Annotated in this window: 22 protein-coding genes; 15 read left to right on the top strand and 7 right to left on the bottom strand. The window is 35.6% G+C overall.

The window, feature by feature from the left end; all coding sequences use genetic code 11:
* Positions 1-76 precede the first annotated feature (76 nt).
* Together MKX66_RS17465 and MKX66_RS17460 are read left to right on the top strand one after the other, a co-directional pair.
* Positions 77-1,498: an amino acid permease gene (locus tag MKX66_RS17465; protein ID WP_033708760.1), complete on the top strand. Its 1,422-nt coding sequence runs from the start codon at positions 77-79 to the stop codon at positions 1,496-1,498.
* Between the two features lie 47 nt (positions 1,499-1,545).
* Complete coding sequence (locus MKX66_RS17460; protein ID WP_080683334.1) at positions 1,546-2,868, top strand: acetylornithine deacetylase; 1,323 nt, start codon at positions 1,546-1,548, stop codon at positions 2,866-2,868.
* 97 nt (positions 2,869-2,965) lie between these two features.
* Here the strand turns inward: MKX66_RS17460 and MKX66_RS17455 are convergent, their stop codons facing one another.
* Entirely contained in the window at positions 2,966-3,619 is a 654-nt protein-coding gene (locus MKX66_RS17455) for a helix-turn-helix domain-containing protein (RefSeq protein WP_002029602.1), read from the bottom strand.
* Positions 3,620-3,756: 137 nt separating this feature from the next.
* Between MKX66_RS17455 and ytaF the strand changes: the two genes are divergently transcribed.
* Positions 3,757-4,368 (top strand): sporulation membrane protein YtaF, encoded by a 612-nt coding sequence (gene ytaF / locus MKX66_RS17450; RefSeq protein ID WP_002029603.1) that lies wholly within the window; start codon positions 3,757-3,759, stop codon positions 4,366-4,368.
* Positions 4,369-4,530: 162 nt separating this feature from the next.
* On the opposite strand, the gene MKX66_RS17445 is transcribed toward ytaF, so the two are convergent.
* Both MKX66_RS17445 and glsA read right to left on the bottom strand, forming a co-directional pair.
* A complete protein-coding gene (locus tag MKX66_RS17445) occupies positions 4,531-4,875 on the bottom strand; it encodes a DUF3969 family protein (protein ID WP_002125038.1) in 345 nt (114 codons plus the stop codon).
* Between the two features lie 175 nt (positions 4,876-5,050).
* Positions 5,051-5,980, bottom strand: coding sequence for a glutaminase A (gene glsA / locus MKX66_RS17440; protein WP_002029606.1), 930 nt, complete (start codon positions 5,978-5,980; stop codon positions 5,051-5,053).
* Positions 5,981-6,303: 323 nt separating this feature from the next.
* On the opposite strand from glsA, the gene nagE reads away from it, so the two are divergent.
* The 12 genes from nagE to MKX66_RS17375 all read left to right on the top strand — a co-directional run bounded on the left by nagE (position 6,304) and on the right by MKX66_RS17375 (position 20,394).
* A complete protein-coding gene (gene nagE, locus MKX66_RS17430; RefSeq protein ID WP_088038350.1) occupies positions 6,304-7,812 on the top strand; it encodes an N-acetylglucosamine-specific PTS transporter subunit IIBC in 1,509 nt (502 codons plus the stop codon).
* 261 nt (positions 7,813-8,073) lie between these two features.
* Complete coding sequence (locus tag MKX66_RS17425) at positions 8,074-9,324, top strand: serine hydrolase domain-containing protein (protein ID WP_088038351.1); 1,251 nt, start codon at positions 8,074-8,076, stop codon at positions 9,322-9,324.
* A gap of 192 nt (positions 9,325-9,516) precedes the next feature.
* Positions 9,517-9,918 (top strand): hypothetical protein, encoded by a 402-nt coding sequence (locus MKX66_RS17420; RefSeq protein WP_002125041.1) that lies wholly within the window; start codon positions 9,517-9,519, stop codon positions 9,916-9,918.
* Positions 9,919-9,934: 16 nt separating this feature from the next.
* The gene (locus tag MKX66_RS17415; RefSeq protein WP_002125042.1) at positions 9,935-10,129 is read left to right on the top strand and encodes a hypothetical protein; all 195 of its coding nucleotides are present in this window, start codon (positions 9,935-9,937) and stop codon (positions 10,127-10,129) included.
* A 13-nt stretch (positions 10,130-10,142) separates the two neighbouring features.
* Complete coding sequence (locus MKX66_RS17410) at positions 10,143-11,690, top strand: glycosyltransferase family 2 protein (RefSeq protein WP_341087655.1); 1,548 nt, start codon at positions 10,143-10,145, stop codon at positions 11,688-11,690.
* Positions 11,680-12,924 carry a nucleotide sugar dehydrogenase gene (locus MKX66_RS17405; RefSeq protein WP_002140284.1) on the top strand — a complete coding sequence of 415 codons (1,245 nt, stop codon included), beginning with the start codon at positions 11,680-11,682 and terminating at the stop codon, positions 12,922-12,924. Before MKX66_RS17410 ends, MKX66_RS17405 begins: the two co-directional genes overlap by 11 nt.
* Positions 12,921-13,886: an NAD-dependent epimerase/dehydratase family protein gene (locus MKX66_RS17400; RefSeq protein ID WP_033708763.1), complete on the top strand. Its 966-nt coding sequence runs from the start codon at positions 12,921-12,923 to the stop codon at positions 13,884-13,886. Before MKX66_RS17405 ends, MKX66_RS17400 begins: the two co-directional genes overlap by 4 nt.
* The gene (locus MKX66_RS17395; protein ID WP_033708764.1) at positions 13,879-15,423 is read left to right on the top strand and encodes a glycosyltransferase family 2 protein; all 1,545 of its coding nucleotides are present in this window, start codon (positions 13,879-13,881) and stop codon (positions 15,421-15,423) included. Before MKX66_RS17400 ends, MKX66_RS17395 begins: the two co-directional genes overlap by 8 nt.
* Positions 15,395-15,613: a hypothetical protein gene (locus MKX66_RS17390; protein WP_033708765.1), complete on the top strand. Its 219-nt coding sequence runs from the start codon at positions 15,395-15,397 to the stop codon at positions 15,611-15,613. Before MKX66_RS17395 ends, MKX66_RS17390 begins: the two co-directional genes overlap by 29 nt.
* 152 nt (positions 15,614-15,765) lie before the next feature.
* Positions 15,766-18,015 (top strand): formate C-acetyltransferase, encoded by a 2,250-nt coding sequence (gene pflB, locus MKX66_RS17385; protein WP_341086808.1) that lies wholly within the window; start codon positions 15,766-15,768, stop codon positions 18,013-18,015.
* 69 nt (positions 18,016-18,084) lie between these two features.
* Positions 18,085-18,816: a pyruvate formate-lyase-activating protein gene (gene pflA, locus MKX66_RS17380; protein ID WP_002029624.1), complete on the top strand. Its 732-nt coding sequence runs from the start codon at positions 18,085-18,087 to the stop codon at positions 18,814-18,816.
* A gap of 411 nt (positions 18,817-19,227) precedes the next feature.
* Positions 19,228-20,394 carry a diglucosyl diacylglycerol synthase gene (locus tag MKX66_RS17375; RefSeq protein WP_341086805.1) on the top strand — a complete coding sequence of 389 codons (1,167 nt, stop codon included), beginning with the start codon at positions 19,228-19,230 and terminating at the stop codon, positions 20,392-20,394.
* Positions 20,395-20,844: 450 nt separating this feature from the next.
* Here the strand turns inward: MKX66_RS17375 and MKX66_RS17370 are convergent, their stop codons facing one another.
* From MKX66_RS17370 to MKX66_RS17355, 4 genes are all read right to left on the bottom strand, one after another.
* A complete protein-coding gene (locus MKX66_RS17370) occupies positions 20,845-20,964 on the bottom strand; it encodes a YfhE family protein (protein ID WP_002029627.1) in 120 nt (39 codons plus the stop codon).
* A 110-nt stretch (positions 20,965-21,074) separates the two neighbouring features.
* Positions 21,075-21,632 carry a GNAT family N-acetyltransferase gene (locus MKX66_RS17365; protein WP_002091129.1) on the bottom strand — a complete coding sequence of 186 codons (558 nt, stop codon included), beginning with the start codon at positions 21,630-21,632 and terminating at the stop codon, positions 21,075-21,077.
* Positions 21,633-21,872: 240 nt separating this feature from the next.
* Positions 21,873-23,003, bottom strand: coding sequence for an amidohydrolase (locus MKX66_RS17360; protein WP_002010318.1), 1,131 nt, complete (start codon positions 23,001-23,003; stop codon positions 21,873-21,875).
* Between the two features lie 147 nt (positions 23,004-23,150).
* Entirely contained in the window at positions 23,151-24,056 is a 906-nt protein-coding gene (locus tag MKX66_RS17355) for a TIGR01777 family oxidoreductase (protein WP_341086802.1), read from the bottom strand.
* Positions 24,057-24,117: the final 61 nt, after the last annotated feature.

The raw sequence follows: 24,117 nt of genomic DNA, 5'->3' as shown, positions 1-24,117 counted from the left end.
ATAATTATTTTTACTATGAAGAATTTTAAAAACGCTTACATTAAATGGGTTTGCAAAGTGAAAAGGGGGGATTTATATGATGGATCAAAACCAGGGATTAAAAAGAGAATTGAAAAGTCGGCACATATTTATGATTGCACTCGGAGGGGTTATTGGTACTGGGCTTTTTTTAGGATCCAGTTATACAATTCATGAAGCTGGACCTGGAGGAGCGATTGTAGCGTATCTTGTCGGTGGATTTGTTATGTATTTAACGATGCTCTGTCTTGGAGAGTTAGCGGTTGCGATGCCTGATGCAGGATCGTATCAAACATATGCTACAAAACATATTTCACCTGCAGCGGGTTATGTAGTGGGATGGATGTCGTGGCTAAACTGGACGGCTACGATAGGCATTGAATTAATTGCAGTTAGTATATTAATGAAACGTTGGTTTCCAGATGTATCATCATGGATTTGGTGCGTAGTGTTTGCCGTATTGCTCTTTGTTATTAATGCGTTATCTTCAAGAAGTTTTGCGGAGGTTGAATTCTGGTTTGCAAGTATTAAAGTAATTACAATCATTGCATTTATCATTTTGGGCGGGGCAGCAATGTTTGGTTTTCTAGATATGAAAGGAAATGAACCAGCGCCGATGTTTTCTAGCTTTACTGATTATGGTGGATTGTTCCCAAATGGGTTATCAGCCATTTTAATTACGATGATTGCAGTTAATTTTTCCTTCCAAGGAACAGAACTAGTTGGTATTGCAGCTGGTGAGAGTGAAAATCCAGAGAAAACTATCCCGAAGGCAATTAATAATACAGTTTGGCGCATACTTATTTTCTTTGTACTATCTATTTTTATTCTTGCGGGACTATTTCCTTGGCAGCAAGCAGGCGTGATAGAAAGTCCATTCGTAGTTGTATTTGATAAAATTGGTATTCCTTATGCGGCTGATATTATAAATTTTGTTATTATTACAGCTGTACTATCAGTTGCGAATTCAGGATTATATGCAACTTCCCGTATGCTATGGTCTATGTCTAATCAAGGAATGATTAGCCCGATTTTTGGTAAGTTATCTAAAAACGGTGTTCCTATTTATGCATTGATTGTAAGTACGTTTGTAGGGTGTCTCTCATTACTATCAGGTATTTATGCGGAAGATACAGTTTATTTATGGCTTCTTTCAATTGCAGGGTTCGGAGCAATATTAGTTTGGGCATCTATTGCTCTTTCAAATTTATTGGCTAGAAGGACATATTTGAAGCAAGGCGGGGATATTAAGGACTTAAAATTTAAAACACCACTGTATCCATTTGTTCCAATTCTTGCTTTAGTATTAAATTTAACAGTAATTGTAGCTATGGCTTTTATTCCAGAACAAAGAATGGCATTATATTGTGGTATTCCATTTATGATTGTTTGTTTACTGTTTTATCGTGCTACTAGAAATAAGAGAAGTAAAGTAGAACATATTGAAAAGACAAATACAACCGAATTAGAAAGTTTATAATAGTGATTAATTTGGAGACTGTAAGATTGTAAACAGTCTCTTTTTTTGTGAAAATAAATTTGGAAACATACTACGTATGCAAAGGGGAATTAGCAATGAATCAAGAAGTTTCACAGCTATTAGAACAGATTGATTTACGAAAAGAGGAGCTACTAGAACTTACAAAAACTTTAATTCGTTTTGAAACACCAGCACCGCCAGCAAGAAATACAAATGAGGCGCAAGAATTTGTTGCGGAGTTTCTAAAAAAACGAGATTTTAGTATTGATAAGTGGGATGTATATCCAAATGATCCGAATGTTGTTGGAGTGAAAAAGGGGACAGCAAGTGAGTCACATAAAAGTCTCATTATTAATGGACATATAGATGTTGCAGAAGTATCAAAGGACGAACCGTGGGAAACAAAGCCGTTTGAGCCGTTTATAAAAGATGGTTGGTTAGTTGGGAGAGGCGCGGCAGATATGAAAGGTGGACTAGCTGGAGCCTTATTTGCTATTCAGCTTTTAGAAGAAGTGGGGATTGAATTACCTGGAGATTTAATTTTTCAATCGGTAATTGGCGAAGAAGTAGGAGAAGCAGGGACACTTCAATGTTGTAAGCGTGGTTATGATGCTGATTTTGCAGTAGTAGTTGATACAAGTAATTTACATATGCAAGGGCAGGGCGGCGTAATTACTGGATGGATTACAGTGAAAAGCCCGCAAACGTTTCATGATGCAACACGTAGACAAATGATCCATGCTGGAGGACGTCTATTTGGAGCGAGTGCGATTGAGAAAATGATGAAGATTGTCCAAAGCTTACAAGAATTAGAGCGTCATTGGGCAGTCATGAAAACATATGAAGGCTATCCATCTGGAACAACAACAATTAATCCAGCTGTTATTGAAGGAGGACGTCATGCGGCATTTATTGCGGATGAGTGCCGATTGTGGATAACCGTACATTTTTATCCAAATGAAACGCATGAACAAATAATAGAAGAAATAGAAGAGTATTTAGGAAAAGTGGCAGCAGCAGATCCATGGTTAAGAGAGAACCCACCACAATTTAAGTGGGGCGGAGAATCAATGATTGTGGAGCGTGGCGAAATTTTTCCTTCTTTAGAAGTAGATAGCGAACATGTTGCTGTCAAAACGCTAAGTTCAGTACATGAATCTATTTTATCTAAAAATGCAATTTTAGATATGTCAGCAACGGTAACTGATGGCGGATGGTTTAGTGAGTTTAACATTCCAGCTGTTATTTACGGACCAGGTACATTAGAAGAAGCTCATTCAATAAATGAGAAAGTTGAAGTTGAGCAGTTAATTGAATTTACAAAAGTAATAACAGCGTTCATATATGAATGGTGTCATACAAAAAAATAGATTAGTATATTGAAATTGTACAGGTATGTACTTGTACGCTTTTTTAGTGAACTATTTCAGAGTTGAACATAAACAACTGAAATAGTTCTTTATTTTTCTATGTTTTTCGTTTTATTTCAATTAATTTCTCTTTAGCTAATTCAACGGCAATCGCATCATCTAAATAGCCGATTGGAAAAAGATAATCGGGGATAATGTCTGTTGATAAAATGAAATATAGTAAGGCACCCCCAATAATTGCACGCTCTTCGGTTGAAATGGTTTCTGTACAAAATTGTTGGTACATATTTGTTAATTGCTCAATGAAAGGACCAGCACTATCAATTTGTTCTATTTTACTTTTGAAACTCTCGTGAATACGTTTTTCGCCTTCAGTAGTTTGAGCATAGCGCTCGTAATTTTCAAGTTCTTGTTTTACACGAGTTGTTGTGTATTCGAAGTCGAATAGGTTAGAGGATTGTAATGTTTGTTGAATTGTATCGAGAGATGTGTACATATCTGCTTTTTCCTTATTTATGTGTGGAGAGTTAGGGTACATTTCATCAAGTAATAATTGCGGTGGAACTTGTAGACAGTTTGCGAATTTTTGTAAATGGTTTTGCTTCGGTTGTTGTTTGCCATTAATTATTCTTGAAATTGTTGCAGGATCAATATTTGTAAGTGTTCCTAGTTGGCGCATAGATAGAGCGCGCTCCTTTAACAGTTTCTTTATTAATTTACCGAGCCGCTCATTTGGATTTCCATTGGGCATAATGTAGGCACTCCTTTTCTATTGTCTATCGTTGAAAAAATGTTGAGCATTTATTACAAGTATATGAAACAGACAGGCACAGTTGCTCAACATTTTCATAATATGCAACGAAAAGTGAGAAAAGGGGTGACTGTACGATGAGTACGGCAGGTTTATTTTCAATTTTTTTAATCGGGATTGCGTCTAATTTAGATAATGCAGGTGTTGGGATTGCATATGGCATTCGTAAAATTCGAATTTCGTGGCTTAACAATTTTATCATCGCATTTTTTGGATTTTTATTTACTTTACTAGCTGGATTTTTTGGGAATTGGATCGCATTATTTATTTCAGAGTTCACAGCAAACATTATTGGAGCAGTCGTTTTAGGAATAATCGGGGTGTTTATTTTATGTCAGCCTTTCTTGAGTCAAAAAGATACCGTAGAATCTAAAGATAGTAGTGTACTTATGGGGGTTTTACGTAATCCAGAAAAAGCAGATTTTGATGGTTCTAAAACAATTAGTTTTTCTGAAGCAATTGTTTTAGGAGTTGCATTGTCCATAAACAATATTGCAGGTGGATTTGATGCTGGAGTAACAAATTTAAATCTTTGGCTTACGGCATGTATTTCTGGAGTTTTTAGTTTTATTTGTATTAGTGGTTTTACGTATGTTGGTAAAAGATTTTTAGCTGAATACTTAGGGAAATGGGCAACTATAATTGCAGGTGTGTTATTAATTCTTATTGGAATTGATCAATTGTTGTAAGAAGGATAGGGAAAACAGTATTCGAGTATTTCCTTGGAAATACACTGAAAAATTGCATATATCGACGTGAAATCTTTTCACGGTAATGAAAGATTGTAAGTATTATACAAATTTTTGGTGTAAAAAGGTTTAAAAAAGTAAAAGCACCTGTATAGGTGCTTTTTAGCGTATATCTTCAATTAGTTGTGCACATTCTTCATCATGCATACTGTACTCACTTAAAACTTGAATACAAAGCCATTTCAGTTCTTCAATACTATGCTCAAGTTCTTCGGGAAGTACATGGTAAATGTCTTCAAGTCCCATTCCGAAATGAATAAGTTCTAATACTTGATCATCGATGTTCCGATCCATTAATAGTTCAAGCACTTCTAAATTGAATATGTATCGGTGAGATTCATCGAGTGAAACAACTTTTAGTTTCAAACTTTCTACAATACTCAATATAAAAAGAAGAATTGTTTTTTCGAGAACAGGTTGTTTCTCCATTTGAAATATGAGTTTCATCTTTTACACCTCCACATACAGCGCTAGGTTGTACTATATTATTCAGGAGGGGGGAGCAAATATGCATAATAAAGAGAACTTTTATTACTGTTTTTTTGAATTGTGTTGATGCCTAGTAGAACGGATTTTTTGTGAAATAAAAAAATCCTGCCAATATAGCAGGATAACTTCTAAATTAAAACATACTCCAACCTTCTTGGGCAGAAAGTAATTCAAGAATTTTAAAACCAGCGATACTATTTCCGTTTGCATCTAAAGCTGGTCCGAAAATACCGATTCCCATTTCGCCTTTTACGCAGCCGAAAATGCCGCCCGCTACACCACTTTTTGCAGGGATTCCAACACGAATTGCAAATTCACCAGATTCATTATACATCCCGCAAGTAACCATAAATGTTTTACAAATTTTCGTAATATGTTTAGGGATGATCTGTTTCTTTTTATAAGGATCATATCCATCCATTGCAAAGATTAAACCAATACGTGCTAGGTCGATACAGTTAACCTCAATTGCACATTGACGCGTATATAAATCCATAAGTTCTTCAATATCGTTATCGATGATGCCATTTTGTTTCATATAGTAACAAAGAGAACGGTTTAAGTAAGCTGTTTCTAATTCAGAAGTGGCAACTTTAGAAGAATAACTAATAGTAGGATTGTCTGTTATATCACGCACAAATTGAAGAATGCGTTCCATCTTCTCCTCGTTATCATTACCAGCTAGCATACTTGTAATAGCTAATGCACCCGCATTAATCATTGGATTAAGAGGCTTGGAAGAACTTGTTGTTTCAAGCTTAATAATAGAATTAAATGGGTCACCAGTTGGTTCCATTCCAACTTTAGAAAATACATATTCTTCACCACGGTCTAAAAGGGCAAGAGCAAGTGTAATTACTTTAGAAATACTTTGAAGAGTAAATAGTGTTTGTGAGTTACCAGCATGGATATATTCTGTTTCTTTATGGAAAATGGCAATCCCTAGATCATTTGGATTTGCATTTCCTAGTTCGGGGATATAAGTAGCAAGTTTTCCTTTTTTCGTATATGGTTTTACTTGTTCTAACAACTGCTGTAAGTTGTTTGTTTCAATGCACTGCATAGTACCAACGCTCCTATTTCGAATTAGCTAAGTTTACTTTTCCCGATATGCTCGGAAATAAATAATAACATGAAAAAGTGGAATGATAAAACGAAAGTTGAATGTTCTATAGTGAGTCTTCAGTTTCGATTATTCCGTGTTATAAAAGGAAAATTTTCCTTTTATATAACAGTTTGGAAATAGGAGATTTATCCATAAAAAGTTCGGAAATAAAAACTACACATCTATACAACTATATGTTATTATGGTTATGTAATAGAAAGCGTTTTCTAAAGCGTACTTATAATGATAACGATTTCATAAATTTGATAGGGGGAATTAAGATGTTGCAGTTTTTACAACGTATTGGTAAAGCGTTAATGCTTCCAATCGCCGTACTACCAGCAGCAGGATTATTGCTTCGTTTAGGGCAACCAGATGTATTTAATATTCCTGTTATGGCACAGGCCGGCGCAGCGGTTTTTGATAATTTAGCACTTATTTTTGCAATTGGTATTGCAATCGGTCTTTCAGTTGATGGTAGTGGTGCAGCAGGTCTTGCAGGTGCAATTGGTTATCTGGTTATGAAAAACAGTATTGATGCACTTAGTAAGGGATATTCTACTGCAGAATTACAAGATAAATTAGGTAAAGTCCAAGATTTAATAGGAAATAGCGCAAATGTAGATCCATCTAAGCTTGCAGATACAATGACACAAGTATCTAAGGCAGCCGAATTATCGACTAAAGTGGATATGAAAGTTTTAGGTGGTATTATTGTCGGTGTTATAGCAGGATTCCTTTATAATAAATTCCATAAAATTAAACTTCCAGAATGGTTAGGTTTCTTTGCTGGAAAACGTTTCGTTCCGATTGTTACATCGGTTGTAATGCTAATATTAGGAATTCTATTCGCACAAATTTGGCCAGCAATTCAAAATGGTATCGATGCATTAGCTCATGGAATTGTTAATTTAGGTGCAGTTGGTTCAGGTCTATTCGGTCTATTAAACCGTCTATTAATCCCAATTGGTTTACACCACGTAATGAACACATACTTCTGGTTCGTATTTGGTGACTTTACAAATGCAGCAGGTAATGTTGTAAATGGTGATATCGCTCGTTTCCTTGCAGGGGACAAAACAGCAGGTATGTTTATGACTGGTTTCTTCCCAGTTATGATGTTCGGTTTACCAGCAGCATGTTTCGCAATGATTGCAGCTGCTAAACCAGAAAAACGTAAAATGGTTACAGGTATGTTAGGTGGCCTAGCATTAACTTCATTCTTAACTGGTATTACAGAACCTATTGAATTCTCATTCATGTTCTTATCACCATTATTATATGGTATTCATGCCGTGTTAACAGGTATATCTTTATTCGTAACAACATCCCTTGGCATTCACGATGGTTTCACATTTAGTGCCGGTGCAATTGATTACTTCTTAAACTTTGGTATTGCAACAAAACCAGTGTTACTAGCAGGAATCGGTTTAATTTACGCAGCAATTTACTTTGTAGTATTCTACTTCTTAATTAAGAAGTTCGACTTGAAAACTCCTGGTCGTGAAGATGAAGATGAAGATGAGTTAGCTGAAGAGGGTGATGCACCAGTTGCAGGTTCAATTGGTGAAACTTACGTAGCAGCTTTAGGCGGAAAAGAAAACTTAACAGTTATTGATAACTGTGCAACGCGTTTACGCTTACAAGTGAAAGATGCAGGTTTAGTAAATGAACCAGCATTAAAACGCGCAGGTGCAAAAGGCGTTATGAAATTAAGTAACACAAGTGTACAAGTTATCGTAGGTACAAATGTTGAATCTGTTGCCGATGATATGAAAAAACACGTGTAAATAGTTAGATAAGAGGATATCCAAAAAGATTGATAACAACAGTCTTTTACAGGATATCCTCTTTTTTGTTAATTTTTTAAAGGGAATCTTACTTTTATAAATTTTCTTTTTCTTTTTTGAACATATAGGTTGGTAATATGTTCGGTGCGTGATACAGTAGTGATGACATAAAATGGAGTGTCCATAATCTGCGGAAATGATTTGAAATAAGTCTTGTGTAGATGAATTAAATTATCGGTAAATAAGGGGAAAAAGGTAATCATGGATCAGGAAAAAAATACTGTTAATGGGAAAGCAAATCGGTCGATTGTATACATAAAAAGAACAATCATTCTAGCCCTACTACTGTCACTTGTATATTTCATGTATACAAAAATTGTTGCGCATAATAAAAAAGAGGAAACTTTAAAAGCAGCAGCAGAAATGAAGAAGCAAGAAGAGATAAAAAAGATAGAAGAAGTGAAAAGGCAAGAAGCTGAAAAACAAAGAAAACAAAAAGAACAGGAAGAACAGATAAAACAGGCGCAAGTTATAGAGAAACCTGCTGAGGGACCGCCTCAAGAAATTAATGAAAACGCTCAATTGGATCAATATTTACAGAGCATGGGATTTAGTGGGACAGCTGTTATTGTGAAGAATGGGAAAGTTCTTGTGAATAAAGGATACGGCATGGCTAATAAAGAGAAGCAAGTGCCGAATAATTCAGAGACGACCTTTTATATTGGTTCTATTTCAAAAGCATTTGTGGCGACTGCTATTATGCAACTCAAAGATCAAAATAAGTTACAAGTAGAGGATACAGTTGCAAAGTATATTCCAGACTTTCCTCAAGGTAATAGCATTCAGTTAAAACATCTATTAACACATACATCAGGCATTCCGGAATATGAGCAGGGAAAAGAGGATATTTCTCATGAAGAACTGATAAAGCGGATAGGAAATCAAAAGCGTATCGGGAGTCCAGGAGAGAAATGGAAGTATTCCGATTCGAACTACTCTATACTTGCTTACATTGCTGAGAAGGTAAGTGGACAGTCGCTCGAAGAATATATAAAACAACATATTTTTGCGACTGCGGGTATGAAACATTCTGGTTTCGGTACAGCGTTGGAACAAACAAGATTCCCATCAACGGGTTATAAAATAGTGAATAACAATATGACAACACCTAATATTCCAAGCATGTCACAACTATATGGTTGTGGTGATATATATACGAGCGCGCATGATTTATATTTATTTAATGAAGCACTCTTTTCTGGAAAATTAATTTCAAAAGAGAGTTATAATCAAATGTTTACAGCCGTGAAAAAGGATTATGGATTTGGCTGGTATGTAGATCCAGGAAGCTATTCAAATCACGGTGTAATGCCAGGTTGGAATTGCTTAAATGGTTTTAGTAAAAATGGTAGTGTATATGTGGTTTTATTATCTAACATTCAAAATAACATTAAATCATTTGGTAAAGTGAATAACGACATTTATACGATGTTGCGGAATATTGAAGTGTAAGAGGCTATCCTTTTGGATAGTCTTTTTTCATGCTCAGGAAATATATCTACAATTATTACTTAATGTAATACAAAAATAATGAATATGTTCTATAAAATGTATGTCTTACCTATCACAAAAAAAGCCGTTTTGTATACATTAAGATGTATGGATGTAAATTTTATACTTTAAAAATAATAGGAGGAGAAGCATATGTGTCTGTTCAGAAAATATTGGCATAAATTATCCAGACTGTTTAATAGACAATTAGGCTATTTTTTAGATGACAAGTTACTGCCTGCTGTGGAACGACTTTTATTTTCACAAAACTTTGCGAGATTTATTCAAAGAAATTCTAAGCAAGCTACGGAAGAGTTTATAGAATCAAGTCAATTTCAATCTATTATTTGTAACATTTTAAAAGAATGCAATACATCACCTTTTAAGGAAATTGCAAAGCAATATTTAGGTAAAAACGTAGAAATTACTGTGACAGTTGGACAGTTAATAGGTGTTATTGTAGCAGTTGGTGACGATTTCTTAACGCTGCAAGAAGGAATAGGAACTGAAGTTTTATTACCATTTACAAGTATTATATCAATGAAAGAAGTGTAAGAAAGGAGACTTATATATGTTATTTACTGATGAATTGCGTAACCATGTTGGTGAATTAGTGCAAGTTGTGACAGCGGCCGAAATTGTTGCAGGTATTCTTTTATCTGTGACGGACGGGGCAGTAAGTGTTCGTACATCTCCTTCTTATGGACCACCTGAAGATGTACTTGTGCGTATTCCTATTATTGCTTATGTTCGCTTGGAAGGGTAAGAGTGATACAAGTATGAGAATATCAGTTGTTATTCCAGCGCATAATGAAGCAAGTACTTTATCACAAGTTTTAGTAGAAGTGGAGAAGCTGAAGCCGTATGAAATTATTGTAGTAGATAATGGATCGACAGATGGAACGAATGAAGTCGCATTACAGCATAGTTGCCATGTAATTTATTATAAACATTCTCTTGGTAATGATGTAGGAAGGGCAATTGGAGCTAGAGAAGCAAAAGGTGAAATTGTATTGTTTTTAGATGGTGACATCGTTATTGAGAGTAAAGAGCTACAACGTTTCGTGAAAGGAGTTCAGCAAGGGCATCAAATTGTTGTGAATAATTTAACATGGTCTGTTTATTTAAAGATGAGACCACACTATACGACAGTTGGAAAATTCATGTTGAATCGTTATTTGAATAAAAAAGAGCTTGTTGTTGGTTCTTTAATCGCAATTCCACATGCGATGAATCGAGATGTTATTGAGAATCTTGGGTGGTGGAATTTAGCAGATCCAGCACTATTTCAAGCGATGGCGATGTCTAGAGGAGTAGATATTGCCGATATGGCTTCGGTCGATGTAATTCACACGAATAAGGTTCGTCCTGTGCATACGGGTACATCACCTGGTTCTCCTTATCCGAAGGCGACTAGTCGTATTATGGGTGATCATTTGTGTGCTTTGCAATACGTAATCGAAACATATGGTAAACGTGGCGGTTTTTCGGAGGGAAACAGGGATAGAGAGTTTATAGGGAAGTATAAACCAGTTTTATTACAAAAGGAAAAAGCGAAATACAGTGCTATTATACCCGTATCAGAAGAAAAAATGACTATAAGATCTGTCATACAGGAAGTGAAAAAGGCAGGTGTAGATGAAATTATAGTTGTTGCGAATGGAGCAGATACCGAGACAATTAAACAAGCAAAGCTAGAGAATGTTATTGTAGTTGAATTCGCGAAGGCACTTGGACATAATGTAGCACGAGCGATAGGGGCTATGCATGCTACGGCAGATATTTGTTTATTTGTTGATGGTGATTTTGCTATTCCGGCAAAAAAGCTAATTCCATTTTTGCATGCTATTGAAGACGGAAACGATGTGGCGTTAAATGATTTGCAATGTTTGTTAGATATGTTTCACCCGGCAGATCCAATTAGTATGGGGAAATATTTCGTGAATTTGGTAGCGAAACGACCAGATTTATGGAACAACTCATTAACGGCAGTGCCACATGCTATGCATAAAAAGGTAATAGAGAAAATTGGATATGATTCCCTTATCATTCCACCATTAGCTCAAATGAAAGCTATTTTAGAAGAATGCTCTATTACAGCAGTGGAATTTGTAGATGTTATAAAAACAAATCGAGTACGTCCAGAGCAACATGGGTTTGTAAATGGAAGAATTCCTGCATTCGATCGTATTTTCGGTGATCAGCTTGAGTCGATTGCTTATTTATTACAACATACGAATGGGCGCGGGAGTTTTACAGACGGAGAAAGGGATAGAGATATAATACTACAATTGAGAAGGAAAGAAGAGAATATAGATGAATGCTAGTAGTAAAGTAACCATTATTGGATTAGGATATGTTGGCCTTCCTTTAGCGGTCCTTTTTGCAGAAAGAGGACATGCTGTACTTGGATTAGATAAAGATAATAGGAAGATAGAATCAATAATTAAAGGAGAAAGTTATATTCCTGATGTTTCTTCTAACGTATTACAAAATTTATTGAACGAGAGAAAATTAATAGTAAATACACCAGATAAAGGTTTTGCGGAGTTCCAAAATAGTGAGTATGTTATTGTGACTGTGCCTACGCCAATTAATGAGAATAAAGAACCCGATTTAAGTGCACTCGTTTCAGCCTCCCATTATATACAACAACACCTTCAAGAAGGACAAACCTTCATTTTTGAAAGCTCCACATATCCAGGTACACTGGAGGAAGTTATCATTCCTATTATTTCTCAAACAGGTAAAAAGGTAGGAGAAGATTATTATATTGGGTATTCTCCAGAGCGAATTGATCCAGCGAATAGCCAGTATTCAGTTGAAACAATTCCAAAAGTTATTAGTGGACAAACCGAGCAGTGTAAACAAAAAGTACAGGATTTGTATAGCACTATATTTGATGTAGTTGTTCCAGTTAGTTCTCCGAAAGTAGCGGAGATGTGTAAGCTATTTGAAAACATTCAGCGCTTAGTTAATATTTCATTAGTAAATGAGTTAAATATACTTTGTGAAAGTTTGAATATTAATTTTTATGAGGTGCTTGAAGCGGCATCTACAAAACCGTTTGGATTTACTCCGTATTGGCCAGGACCAGGAATAGGAGGACACTGTATTCCGGTAGATCCTTTATATTTTCAATGGAGAATAAGAAAGGCTGGAGCAATTAGTCAATTAATTGAGGCAGCACATGTAATTAATGAAGAAATGCCAGCGAAAATAATCGGGAAAGTAAAAGGTGTGGTGCAATCACCCGCAACGGTTTTAATAGTAGGGATTGCATATAAGAAAGATGTAAATGATTTGAGAGAATCACCGGCGTTGCCAATTATTCAATTATTAATAAAAGAAGGATACAAGATAGAATATCATGATCCGTATATTTCTACAGCGAAAATTGGAGATACACTATATCAATCTGTTCCATTAGATGAACAAAGAATTAAACAAGCAAATTGTATTTTAATTGTAACGGATCACTCTAGCATCGATTGGAATCTTTTTAAAGGGATTGAGCGATTAATAGATACACGTGGAATCGTAAAGAAGGTGAGTGTATGAGTGAAAAATGTTTAATTACAGGTGGAGCAGGATTTATTGGTTCGCATTTAGCTGAAGAGTTGGTGAAAAGAGGTTATGAAGTTACTATTGTGGATAACTTCTATAAAGGAAAAAATAAATATCATAATGAGTTAATGAAAGAGCTCCGGGTTATTCCAATAAGCGTTTTAGATAAAAATTCAATTTATGAATTAGTGAATCAACATGATGTGGTGTTTCATTTAGCTGCAATTTTGGGAGTCAAAACTACAATGGAAAAAAGTGTAGAGCTTATTGAAACAAATTTCGATGGAACGAGAAATATTTTACAAGCAGCGTTAAAAGGGAAGAAGAAAGTAGTATTTGCATCTACTTCTGAAGTATATGGAAAGGGAGAGCCGCCATTCTCTGAAGAAGGAGATCGTTTATACGGTGCAACTTCCAAAATACGTTGGAGTTATGCAATTTGTAAAACGTTAGAGGAAACATTATGTTTAGGGTACGCATTAGAAGGTTTACCTGTAACGATTGTTCGTTATTTTAATATTTATGGTCCAAGAGCGAAAGATGGTCCGTACGCAGGAGTAATTCCACGATTTATTCGTGCGGCTTTGCAAGGTGACGATATTCTCGTGTATGGAGATGGAAAGCAGACACGCTGCTTTACGTATGTAAGTGATGCGGTCGAGGCAACAATTCGTGCAATGGATGAGAAGGTAAATGGTGAAATTATTAATATAGGTTCTGAGAATGAAAAAAATATAAAGATAGTAGCGGAAGATATAAAAAAATTAACGAAGTCTATTTCCAAAATTGTGCACGTTCCATTTGAGGAAGTATATCCACATGGATTTGAAGAGATTCCAAATAGAAGACCAGACGTAACGAAATTAAGAGAACTCGTTCAGTTTCAAGCGAAAGTAACGTGGGAACAAGGATTGAAAGAAACTATTAAATGGTTTCGTGAAGAAAACAATGGCTAAGTCGTTATCAGTTATTATTCCCGTATGTAATGAAGTGGATACGATTTCAGATGTGGTTCAATCGGTAAAACCATTGAATCCAGTAGAGATTATTGTAGTAGCAAATGGTTGTAATGATGGTACAGAAGCGATTGCTGAGAGCTTAGGATGTACAGTAATCCAGCATAAAGAGTCACTTGGTAACGACGTTGGACGCGCAGTTGGTGCAAAACATGCGATAGGTGATGTATTACTGTTTGTAGATGGAGATTTTGCTATTCAAACTTCAAAATTACAATTATTCCTTAATCCGATTTTACATGATCAGGCGGACATCGTTTTAAATAATTTGGACGCATTATTTTTAAAGAAACAAAAACCGCACTCCGTGACAGTATGGCGCCAAATATTAAATGCAATGTTAGAGCGTGAAGAATTAAAAATTGATTCTTTATTATCTGTACCTCATGCGCTGACGAAGGAAGTTGTGCAAAGTATTGGAGACGAATGTTTTGTTAATCCTATTGTGGCTCATCTACGCCTAGCACAAAGTAAATGGAGAATTAGTCGTCATTGTGCAATTGACGTTATTACGCCAAATAAATTTCGTCCATTCGAGCATGCTGCATATGGCACGGATCTTTCTCAATCTGAAAAACGAATGATAGGTGATCATATAGAAGCTGTAGCAGAGCGGATATTAGGCAGCGATGGGCGCGGAGGATATTATGATGGAAATAGGAAAAGAGAGAGTGTCTATCATACTCTAAATTTTGAAGATTTTTATCAAGGATGGGGCGTTACATCTAATTTGTATAAAGGAGAGCAATTATCGGTAATTATTCCTGTGCAAAATGAAGAGAAAACAATTGGAAACGTTATAGAAGAGCTTCGCAAAATTGAACCTTTTGAAATCATCGTTGTTGTAAATGGTTCGTCCGATAAAACGGCAACAATTGCAAAAGACAAGGGAGCAACAACAATTGTGTATAAAGAAGCACTTGGAAACGATGTGGGGCGTTCGCTTGGAACTTATTTTGCAAAAGGAGAAATTGTTTTATTTATAGACGGTGATTTTGTTATTCCAGCTAGTGAGCTATATCCCTTTGCAAAAGCTATTGCAGATGGAACGGATGTCGCATTAAATGATTTAAATCATTATTTAGATTTGAGAGTACCACTTCATCTTGTAACAGCATTTAAATATGCATTAAATTTAGCTTGTGATAGAAAAGATTTAGGAGTAGGCTCTCTTATTGCTGTACCTAATGCGTTTAGTCGTACTTGTTTGAAGGAAATAGGGTATAAATCATTATTGTCACCTTGTGTAGCACAAGTGAAAGCTGTACTTTCAGGTTTTGAAATCGCTTGTGTAAGTCGTGTCGATGTTGATAAGATGAACCGTATTCGTCCCAGTGAACATTTCGCAAAAATAGGTCATCCTCCAGCTGTCCTTCGAATTATTGGTGATCATATAGAAGGATTAGAGCAATTAATTGCATTAACAAACAGTCGTGGTGGATTTTACGATGGAAATAGACAAAGAGATGTTTTATAGTGGTAACAAAAAAAGTGTACAACGTATGTACACTTTTTTGCTCTGTTATAAAAACTATAACAGATTAGGAGATAAGAGTATTACAGCTCTACAATGGGTATCGTTCTTATATTACAAAATAGGACTCGTATATAAGAATACCAAAAAAATACAATTAAAGAAAGGGTTAATTCTAAAGAGTTTTATGTGAGGTTAACACTATGTATGTAGTAGTTTGCTCAACATTTCACAAACATGTCACAACTATTTCGTCCACTTCCGAAAAAAAGTAGTATTCTAAGTGTGTAAGCTGTTATATAAAAAAACGTAGTCCTGTACTAATCAAAAATGGAGGAGATTAGGATGACTCAAGTATTAGAAAATGTAAAAAGCGCGTGGGAAAACTTTAAAGGTGAAAAATGGAAAGCAGAGATTGATGTTCGCGATTTCATTTTAAATAATGTAAACGTTTACGAGGGAGAAGACTCTTTCTTAGCGGAAGCAACTGAAGCAACGAAACAACTTTGGGATCAAGTAATGGATTTAACAACAAAGGAACGTGAAAACGGTGGCGTTCTTGATATGGATACAAAAATTGTTTCTTCTATTACATCACATGAACCAGGATATTTAAATAAAGATATTGAAAAAGTGGTCGGTTTCCAAACTGATAAACCATTTAAACGTTCTTTACAACCATATGGTGGTATTCGTATGGCAGAACAAGCTTGTGAAGCGTATGGATATGAAATGGATAAAGAACTTAGCAAGATTTTCAGAGACTGGCGTAAAACTCATAATCAAGGTGTATTTGATGCATACACACCAGAAATGAAAGCGGCTCGTAAATCAGGTGTTATTACTGGTCTTCCAGATGCGTATGGACGTGGACGTATTATCGGTGACTATCGCCGCGTAGCGCTATATGGTATAGATCATTTAATTGAAGCGAAAAAAGCGGATTATAATTTAACTGGCGGTGTAATGAGCGAAGATACAATGCGTTTACGTGAAGAATTATCTGAGCAAATGCGTGCACTTCAAGAGTTAAAACAGATGGCTGCTTCTCATGGATTCGATATTTCTAAGCCAGCTACAAATGCACAAGAGGCCTTCCAATGGTTATACTTTGCTTATCTTGCAGCAATTAAAGAGCAAAACGGGGCAGCAATGAGCCTTGGACGTACCTCTACATTCTTAGATGTTTACATTGAAAGAGATTTAGCAAATGGTACTTTAACAGAAGAAAAAGCACAAGAAATTGTTGACCATTTCATTATGAAATTACGTCTTGTGAAATTTGCAAGAACACCTGATTATAATGAACTATTCTCTGGAGACCCAACTTGGGTAACTGAATCTATCGGTGGTATGGCGTTAGACGGTCGTCCGTTAGTAACAAAAAACTCATTCCGTTTCTTGCATACATTAGATAATTTAGGACCAGCACCAGAACCAAACTTAACAGTTCTTTGGTCTAAACAATTACCAGAGAACTTTAAAAAATACTGTGCAAAAATGTCTATTAAAACATCAGCAATTCAATACGAAAATGATGACATTATGCGTGCTGACTACGGTGATGACTACGGTATTGCTTGTTGTGTATCAGCAATGAGAATTGGTAAACAAATGCAGTTCTTCGGAGCACGTGCAAACTTAGCGAAAGCATTACTATATGCGGTTAACGGTGGTAAAGATGAAAAGTCAAAAGCACAAGTTGGTCCTGAATACGCACCAATTACTTCTGAAGTATTAGATTATGAAGAAGTTATGCGTAAATTCGATATGACAATGGAATGGTTAGCTGGTCTATACTTAAATACATTAAATGTAATTCACTATATGCACGATAAATATAGCTATGAACGTATTGAAATGGCACTTCACGATACAAATGTTCTTCGTACAATGGCAACAGGTATCGCTGGATTATCTGTAGTAGCAGACTCTTTAAGTGCAATTAAATATGCACAAGTAAAACCAATTCGTGATGAAAATGGTATTGCAGTTGATTTCGAAATTGAGGGAGATTTCCCTAAATACGGTAACAATGATGATCGTGTAGATGAAATCGCAGTAAATCTTGTGAAAACATTTATGAACAAGATTCGCAAACATAAAACATACCGTAATTCTGTTCATACAATGTCAATCTTAACAATCACATCTAACGTTGTATACGGTAAGAAAACTGGTAACACTCCAGATGGACGTCGTACTGGAGAACCATTTGCACCGGGCGCAAACCCAATGCATGGCCGTGATACAAAAGGTGCATTAGCATCATTATTATCTGTAGCTAAATTACCATATGAAGATGCACAAGATGGTATTTCAAATACATTCTCTATTATTCCAAAAGCACTTGGTAAAGAAGATGATGTACAAGTACGAAACTTAGTATCTATGCTTGATGGATATGCAATAAAAGAAGGACACCACTTAAATATTAACGTATTTAACCGTGAAACATTAATGGATGCAATGGAGCATCCTGAAAAATATCCACAATTAACAATTCGTGTATCTGGTTACGCTGTTAACTTTATTAAATTAACTCGTGAACAACAAATTGATGTAATAAACCGTACAATGCATGAAAGCATGTAAGTGAAAAAAATGTCCCTCTGCTTTTAATATATAGCGGAGGGAGGCTGTTTCAATAAAGGAGGAAGTAACATGGTAAAAGGAAGAATACATTCTGTAGAGTCTTGTGGTACTGTTGATGGCCCAGGGATTCGTTATGTCATATTTACACAAGGGTGTTTATTACGTTGTCAATATTGTCATAATGCTGATACATGGGAAATCGGTAAAGGTAAAGAAATAACAGTTGAAGAAGTGATGCAGGATGTGACATGTTACCTTCCATTTATTGAAGCTTCTGGAGGCGGTATAACAGTTAGCGGTGGAGAGCCACTATTACAGCTAGACTTCTTAACCCAGTTGTTTAAAAAGTGCAAAGAAGCTGGTATCCATACAACAATCGATTCTTCTGGCGGTTGTTATTCTGAAGAACCAGAATTCCAAAATAAGCTAGATATTTTAATGGAGTATACAGATTTAGTTTTATTGGATTTGAAGCATATTGATTCAAAGAAACATCGTAAATTAACAGGGAAACCAAATGAACACATTTTACAATTTGCTCGTTATTTATCGGATATAAAGAAACCAATTTGGGTAAGACATGTATTGGTTCCCGGTGTTACCGATGGTGAAGAGGATTTGCAAAAATTATCAAACTTTATTCAAAGTCTATCTAATGTTAAGAAAGTGGAAGTGCTGCCATATCATAAGCTCGGTGTTTATAAATGGGAGGCACTTGGACATAAGTATCCACTTGCGGATGTGAATCCACCGACAGAAGAAAATGTTGAACATGCAAAACATATTTTACAAGCAGTCTAACCTAAACATTTGGTTAGGCTTTTTGTTTCTTCATAATAAAATCTAGAGTATATATTTAGAAAAGAGTATACTGAAAAGGGAATATCCATATTTTTGTAAAGAATAAGCGGAGAAATTTACATAATTGTAAAGGGAAATCAAAATAGTAAAAAGAATTAAGAAGTAAAAGAGTGAGTATTATGGAATATAGAACATTTGTAAGTTATTGCGAAAGCTCTTATAGGAAAGTATAATGTAAAGATATGAGCACAGATAGGATTAAGGGGTCAATCTTATATGCTTTGCATATCCACGACAGATACATAGCTAACAGGAAAGTATTAGAATCCGAGTATGTAGTTTTTAAGGAAAATGTTTTTCCTATTGTCGTATATGCAATATGGAGAAACAAAAAGCTAGGAGTGGATTTGTTTGATAAAAAACCCCAAGGTTTTAATATTAACTGCACATTACGGTAACGGTCATGTGCAAGTGGCAAAAACATTAGAACAAACATTTCGCCAAAAAGGAATCGAAGATGTAATTGTATGCGACTTGTTTGGAGAATCACATCCAGTTATAACCGATATTACAAAATATTTATATTTAAAAAGCTATACGGTAGGAAAAGAATTATATCGTTTGTTTTATTATGGTGTAGAGAAAATTTATGATAAAAAAATAGCATCTTGGTATGCGAATTTTGGGAGAAAGCGTTTGAAGACGCTATTACAGGTGGAGAAACCGGATATTGTTATTAATACCTTTCCAATCATCGCTGTACCAGAATTGAAAAAGCAAATAGGTATTTCTATTCCTGTTTATAACGTATTAACGGATTTTTGCGTGCATAAAATATGGATCCATCGAGAAGTAGATCGTTATTTTGTAGCAACCGATCATGTGAAAAAAGTGATGGTTGATATCGGTGTACCTGCAGAACAAATTGTTGAAACAGGGATTCCGATTCGTAGCAGTTTTGAGCTAAAGATAAATCCAGCAATTATATATAATAAATATCAGTTATGTAAGGATAAAAAGATGTTACTAATTGTAGCAGGTGCTCATGGTGTGCTAGGGAGTGTAAAAGAGCTATGCCAGTCATTTATGTCAGTACCAAAATTACAAGTAGTTGTCGTTTGTGGGAAAAACGAAGCTTTAAAGCAGGATTTAATGGAACTACAGGAACAAAGTTCTGATGCTTTAAAAGTATTTGGTTATGTTGAAAACATTGATGAATTGTTCCGTGTTACTTCTTGTATGATTACGAAGCCAGGTGGTATTACATTAAGCGAAGCAGCAGCATTACAAGTACCCGTCATTTTATATAAACCTGTCCCAGGACAAGAGAATGAAAATGCGTTGTATTTTGAAAAAAAAGGGGCTGCAGTTGTAATTCGTGATGATAGTGAAGTTTTTGCAAAAACAGAGGCGTTATTACAAGATGATATGAAGCTTCTTCAGATGAAAGAAGCAATGAAAAGTATTTATCGTCCTGAGCCAGCTGGTCATATTGTGGATACAATTTTGGCAGAAAATCATGCAGAGCCGAATCATATACCTATTAAATCACCAGTTCTTGCCGAATCTTTTACTTAATATGAAACCCTCTTTTAAGCATTTAAAGAGGGTTTTTTTTATTGTTGTAAAAAAATAAACGTGAATTATTAACTTATCCCGCAAAAGCCCGATTGGTGAGGGCTAATAATCAGTGGGGATAAACAAAACTCCGACTGATTAAAGTTTCACTTTATCCACAAGGGATTACGCCTTCATTGGACAGTAAAATCGGAATATTAACAGCTATATCCACATAATCCACAATTTTTAGAAAATTATCCACAATTCTCACGTTACGAATTCATTTAAATAAATGAATTCGTAAAATACTTTTGTAATTTATGCACAATTCTACGTTTTTTGTGGATAAGGTTGTCCACAAAAAAGGTTCCTTATAAATAAGGAACCTTTTTTACTAATTCATTGGAAAATCTTATGTAATGAAACTGAATAATTAGGGGGGAAACCTTCTAATTATTCAGTTTCACTTTAAATACTTTTTGAGCGATAGCCCGCTGCACGATCTGCTTTTCGAAATTCTCGCTGATAGAGAACTTCTTGTGTACTAGATAATGTGTTTTTTGCTTTATCACGTTTCCTTTTATCCATTACAAATCACCTCGTGTCCTAAAGTCACTATCTATCGTTTCCAAAGACATGGGGTGATATACATATATGTCAAACTAGTAATGATTAATTATCATTTCTGAATTTTTAGATTACGCTTCTTTTAATTGGTGTGCTTCTTGGAATGTTGTATCTCGCATTGTTGCAAGTGTATACTGATCTTTTGGAATTTCATATAAATTATATACTTCTTCATGCGCGTTAATTTCATCATAAACGGCTTTTCTTGTTTCGTTTGCTAGATTTACATATTGTAGTTTTTCGGCAGCTTTAATAGACCGAATATTTATTTTACGAATACGCATAAAAATCGTTTCAATATCTAATTCATAGAAAAGTTCGCTAAAAAATGAATCTTTCGCCAATTTATTATATCCTTTACCATGATATGGTTTGCCAAGCCAAGTTCCGAGGAATCCAGCTTTTTCTTGCACATCAAATAAAGTAATTGTGCCGATGGGGTTACCCCATTCATCTAAAATTGTGCGTGAGATTAATTCTCCACGCTCTTCGGCTTCGATTGTTTGTTTCGTTAAAAATAAATATTCTTCATAAGAATAGGCCTTTTGACGCACAAAAGGGAAGACAGCAGGATCCACCATTAATTCGTATAGAACGTGGCTGTCGTGTAAGTCGCGTTTTTTCAACACACTAACTCCTCCTCACACGAGGGTAGCATGACGAAAAAGCACCCACCCTCGAAATTTTTATATCAATCTTTAAAAAATTTCGGGGTGGGAATCGAACCCACTAGAACCAGTTTCTAACGCTGGTGGCGCACCATTTGCCTTCCCCATTCATCAATTTGAAAATGATAATCACGACACAAATTGATTATGGTTTCATTCAGTTTATAATCGTATAATACTGTATCTAGTCAAAAAAATAAACTAGTTTTTTTTATTTTTTTTGTAAATTATTTTTCCGTCAATCATAGTGAGTACAGGCTTGGCTAAATAATGGAAAGGATGATGTGTCCATAACACGAGGTCAGCATCTTTTCCAACATCAATGCTTCCAATTCTATCCTCCAAACGTAAATTTCGAGCTGGGAAAATAGTGATTCCTTCCAACGCTGTTTTCTCATCTAATCCTTCTCTTACTGCAATGGCAGCGCAAACATTTAAATATTGAATGGGTGTATAAGGGTGGTCGGTTGTAATAGAAACTTCTACTCCATTTTTCGATAAAATATGATAAGTATCCCACGTTTTGTTTTTAAGTTCGATTTTCGAACGTCGCGTAAGAGTAGGTCCAACTGAAACTTTTAAATTGTGTTTCGAAAGCTCTTCAACAATAAAGTGTCCTTCTGTACAATGTTCAATACGTAAATCAAGATTGAATTCTGTCGCAAAGCGTAAGGCTGAAGTGATATCATCTGCGCGGTGAGCGTGGATACGTACCGGTATTTCTCGGCGGAGTGCTTTTAAAATAGGTAGCATTCGAAAATCAGCTTCATGCCCGTAGTGTTGTGCGTCATAGAATGATTCACGAAGTAACCCCATAATTCCCATACGTGTTATTGATTCTTTTGTACCGTTGCTATGGAACTTTTTAGGATTTTCTCCAAAGGCAATTTTTAAACCAGCAGGTTCCTGAATAATCATATGATCAATACAAGTTCCAGCAGTTTTTATTACGCAAGTAGTACCGCCGATAATGTTTTGGCTTCCGGGCATCACGTGAACAGTCGTAACACCATTTTGTACAGCGTCTTGAAATGCAATATCAAAAGGATGAATCCCGTCTAAAGAACGGATATGTGGTGTTGAAACTTCGGATGTTTCATTTGCATCATTACCAGCCCAACCAGTACCTTCATCGTAGAGGCCAAGGTGAGTATGAACATCAATAAATCCAGGCAAGAGATGAAGAGCTCGTGCATCTATAACGGTCATATCCTGAGTAGTATCAATATGAGGTTTGACCGCGGCAATGCGTTCTCCTATAACGAGTACATCTCCTTGAAACTTTTGGGATGTAATAGGATATACAATGGCTTGTTTGAGCAATATTTTCATAGAGACCTCATTTCCGTCACCTTGTAATGTGTAGAATAGGTTTAGACAAAGTAACTGAAAGGTTTTTCGTGTAGTAATGCTCCGGTGTTTAAAAAGTAAGAAGTCTTGGAGGAGATAGACTACCCGTAAAACTGTATTTTAAAAGTACTACATTGTATGCAAGAGGATATTTTGTAATGCATGGTTAACTGTTGGAAATGTGTATTGATATCCATGTTTAATAGCTTTATTGGGTAATACATGTTGCCCTTCTAATACAAGTATACTCATCTCACCGAGTAAAGCGCGAAGTACAAATGAAGGAACAGGTAGCCAATGAGGTCGCCTAGTTATAGTGGCAATAATTTCACCGAACTCTTTCATCCGTATTGGCGTTGGCGCTGTAATATTAAAAGGTCCGTCAATTTCTTTTTTGTGAATGATGAAATCAATCATGCGAACGACATCGTCTATATGAATCCATGATAACCATTGGTTTCCAAATCCAAGTGTACCGCCGATATATAATTGATAGGGAAGTAGCATTTTGGGAAGAGCTCCTCCATCTGCGCCCAATACGACTCCAAATCTTGTGTAGACAGTTCTTATTCCAATGGAGCGGGCTTTAGATGCTTCTTGCTCCCACAAATATACTGTGTTTGCTAAAAAGTCATCTCCTGGAGTCTCTTGCTGTTCTGTAAAAGATTCGGTTTCAGATGTCCCATAGTATCCAATGGCACTTGCATTAATAAATGTGTGTGGCTTTGTTTCAAGAGTTTGTAATTGTTTAATGAGTCCTTTTGTTGTTTGAATTCTACTGTTTAAAATTGATTCTTTTTGTTTTTTTGTCCATCTACTATTAATAGATTCTCCAGCTAGATTAATAACTACATCGATAGAGGAGAGAGGGAAGGTCTGTAAATCCGGTGTCCACTGTACGTATTGAAGGTTAGTTTGTGAAGTTTCAGCAATTTTTTTTCGAGTAAGAATGTAAACAGTAAATCCCTTTTGAATAAAAAAACTAGAAAGGGATTTGCCTATAAAGCCAGAGCCACCAGAAATTGCGATTTTCACAATTATTTCCTCCTCATTATATATATTCTTGAAAAGAAAAAACGTTCCTTGACTATGTTAA

The organism is Bacillus sp. FSL R9-9530 (assembly GCF_038008145.1).
GTDB lineage: Bacteria > Bacillota > Bacilli > Bacillales > Bacillaceae_G > Bacillus_A > Bacillus_A mycoides.
The sequence above is the reverse complement of the archived record's forward strand: the minus strand, read 5'-3'. Positions and strand labels throughout refer to the sequence as shown.

What these genes read in the sequence shown, in the direction of transcription:
- MKX66_RS17465 (WP_033708760.1), top strand. Translation starts at nt 77, where the DNA reads ATGATGGATCAAAACCAGGGATTAAAAAGAGAATTGAAAAGTCGGCAC.
- MKX66_RS17390 (WP_033708765.1), top strand. Translation starts at nt 15,395, where the DNA reads ATGGAAATAGACAAAGAGATGTTTTATAGTGGTAACAAAAAAAGTGTA.
- MKX66_RS17395 (WP_033708764.1), top strand. Translation starts at nt 13,879, where the DNA reads ATGGCTAAGTCGTTATCAGTTATTATTCCCGTATGTAATGAAGTGGAT.
- MKX66_RS17445 (WP_002125038.1), bottom strand. Translation starts at nt 4,875, where the DNA reads ATGAAACTCATATTTCAAATGGAGAAACAACCTGTTCTCGAAAAAACA.
- MKX66_RS17370 (WP_002029627.1), bottom strand. Translation starts at nt 20,964, where the DNA reads ATGGATAAAAGGAAACGTGATAAAGCAAAAAACACATTATCTAGTACA.
- ytaF (WP_002029603.1), top strand. Translation starts at nt 3,757, where the DNA reads ATGAGTACGGCAGGTTTATTTTCAATTTTTTTAATCGGGATTGCGTCT.
- glsA (WP_002029606.1), bottom strand. Translation starts at nt 5,980, where the DNA reads ATGCAGTGCATTGAAACAAACAACTTACAGCAGTTGTTAGAACAAGTA.
- MKX66_RS17410 (WP_341087655.1), top strand. Translation starts at nt 10,143, where the DNA reads ATGAGAATATCAGTTGTTATTCCAGCGCATAATGAAGCAAGTACTTTA.
- MKX66_RS17455 (WP_002029602.1), bottom strand. Translation starts at nt 3,619, where the DNA reads ATGCCCAATGGAAATCCAAATGAGCGGCTCGGTAAATTAATAAAGAAA.
- pflA (WP_002029624.1), top strand. Translation starts at nt 18,085, where the DNA reads ATGGTAAAAGGAAGAATACATTCTGTAGAGTCTTGTGGTACTGTTGAT.
- MKX66_RS17420 (WP_002125041.1), top strand. Translation starts at nt 9,517, where the DNA reads ATGTGTCTGTTCAGAAAATATTGGCATAAATTATCCAGACTGTTTAAT.
- MKX66_RS17400 (WP_033708763.1), top strand. Translation starts at nt 12,921, where the DNA reads ATGAGTGAAAAATGTTTAATTACAGGTGGAGCAGGATTTATTGGTTCG.
- MKX66_RS17405 (WP_002140284.1), top strand. Translation starts at nt 11,680, where the DNA reads ATGAATGCTAGTAGTAAAGTAACCATTATTGGATTAGGATATGTTGGC.
- MKX66_RS17415 (WP_002125042.1), top strand. Translation starts at nt 9,935, where the DNA reads ATGTTATTTACTGATGAATTGCGTAACCATGTTGGTGAATTAGTGCAA.
- MKX66_RS17425 (WP_088038351.1), top strand. Translation starts at nt 8,074, where the DNA reads ATGGATCAGGAAAAAAATACTGTTAATGGGAAAGCAAATCGGTCGATT.
- MKX66_RS17360 (WP_002010318.1), bottom strand. Translation starts at nt 23,003, where the DNA reads ATGAAAATATTGCTCAAACAAGCCATTGTATATCCTATTACATCCCAA.
- pflB (WP_341086808.1), top strand. Translation starts at nt 15,766, where the DNA reads ATGACTCAAGTATTAGAAAATGTAAAAAGCGCGTGGGAAAACTTTAAA.
- nagE (WP_088038350.1), top strand. Translation starts at nt 6,304, where the DNA reads ATGTTGCAGTTTTTACAACGTATTGGTAAAGCGTTAATGCTTCCAATC.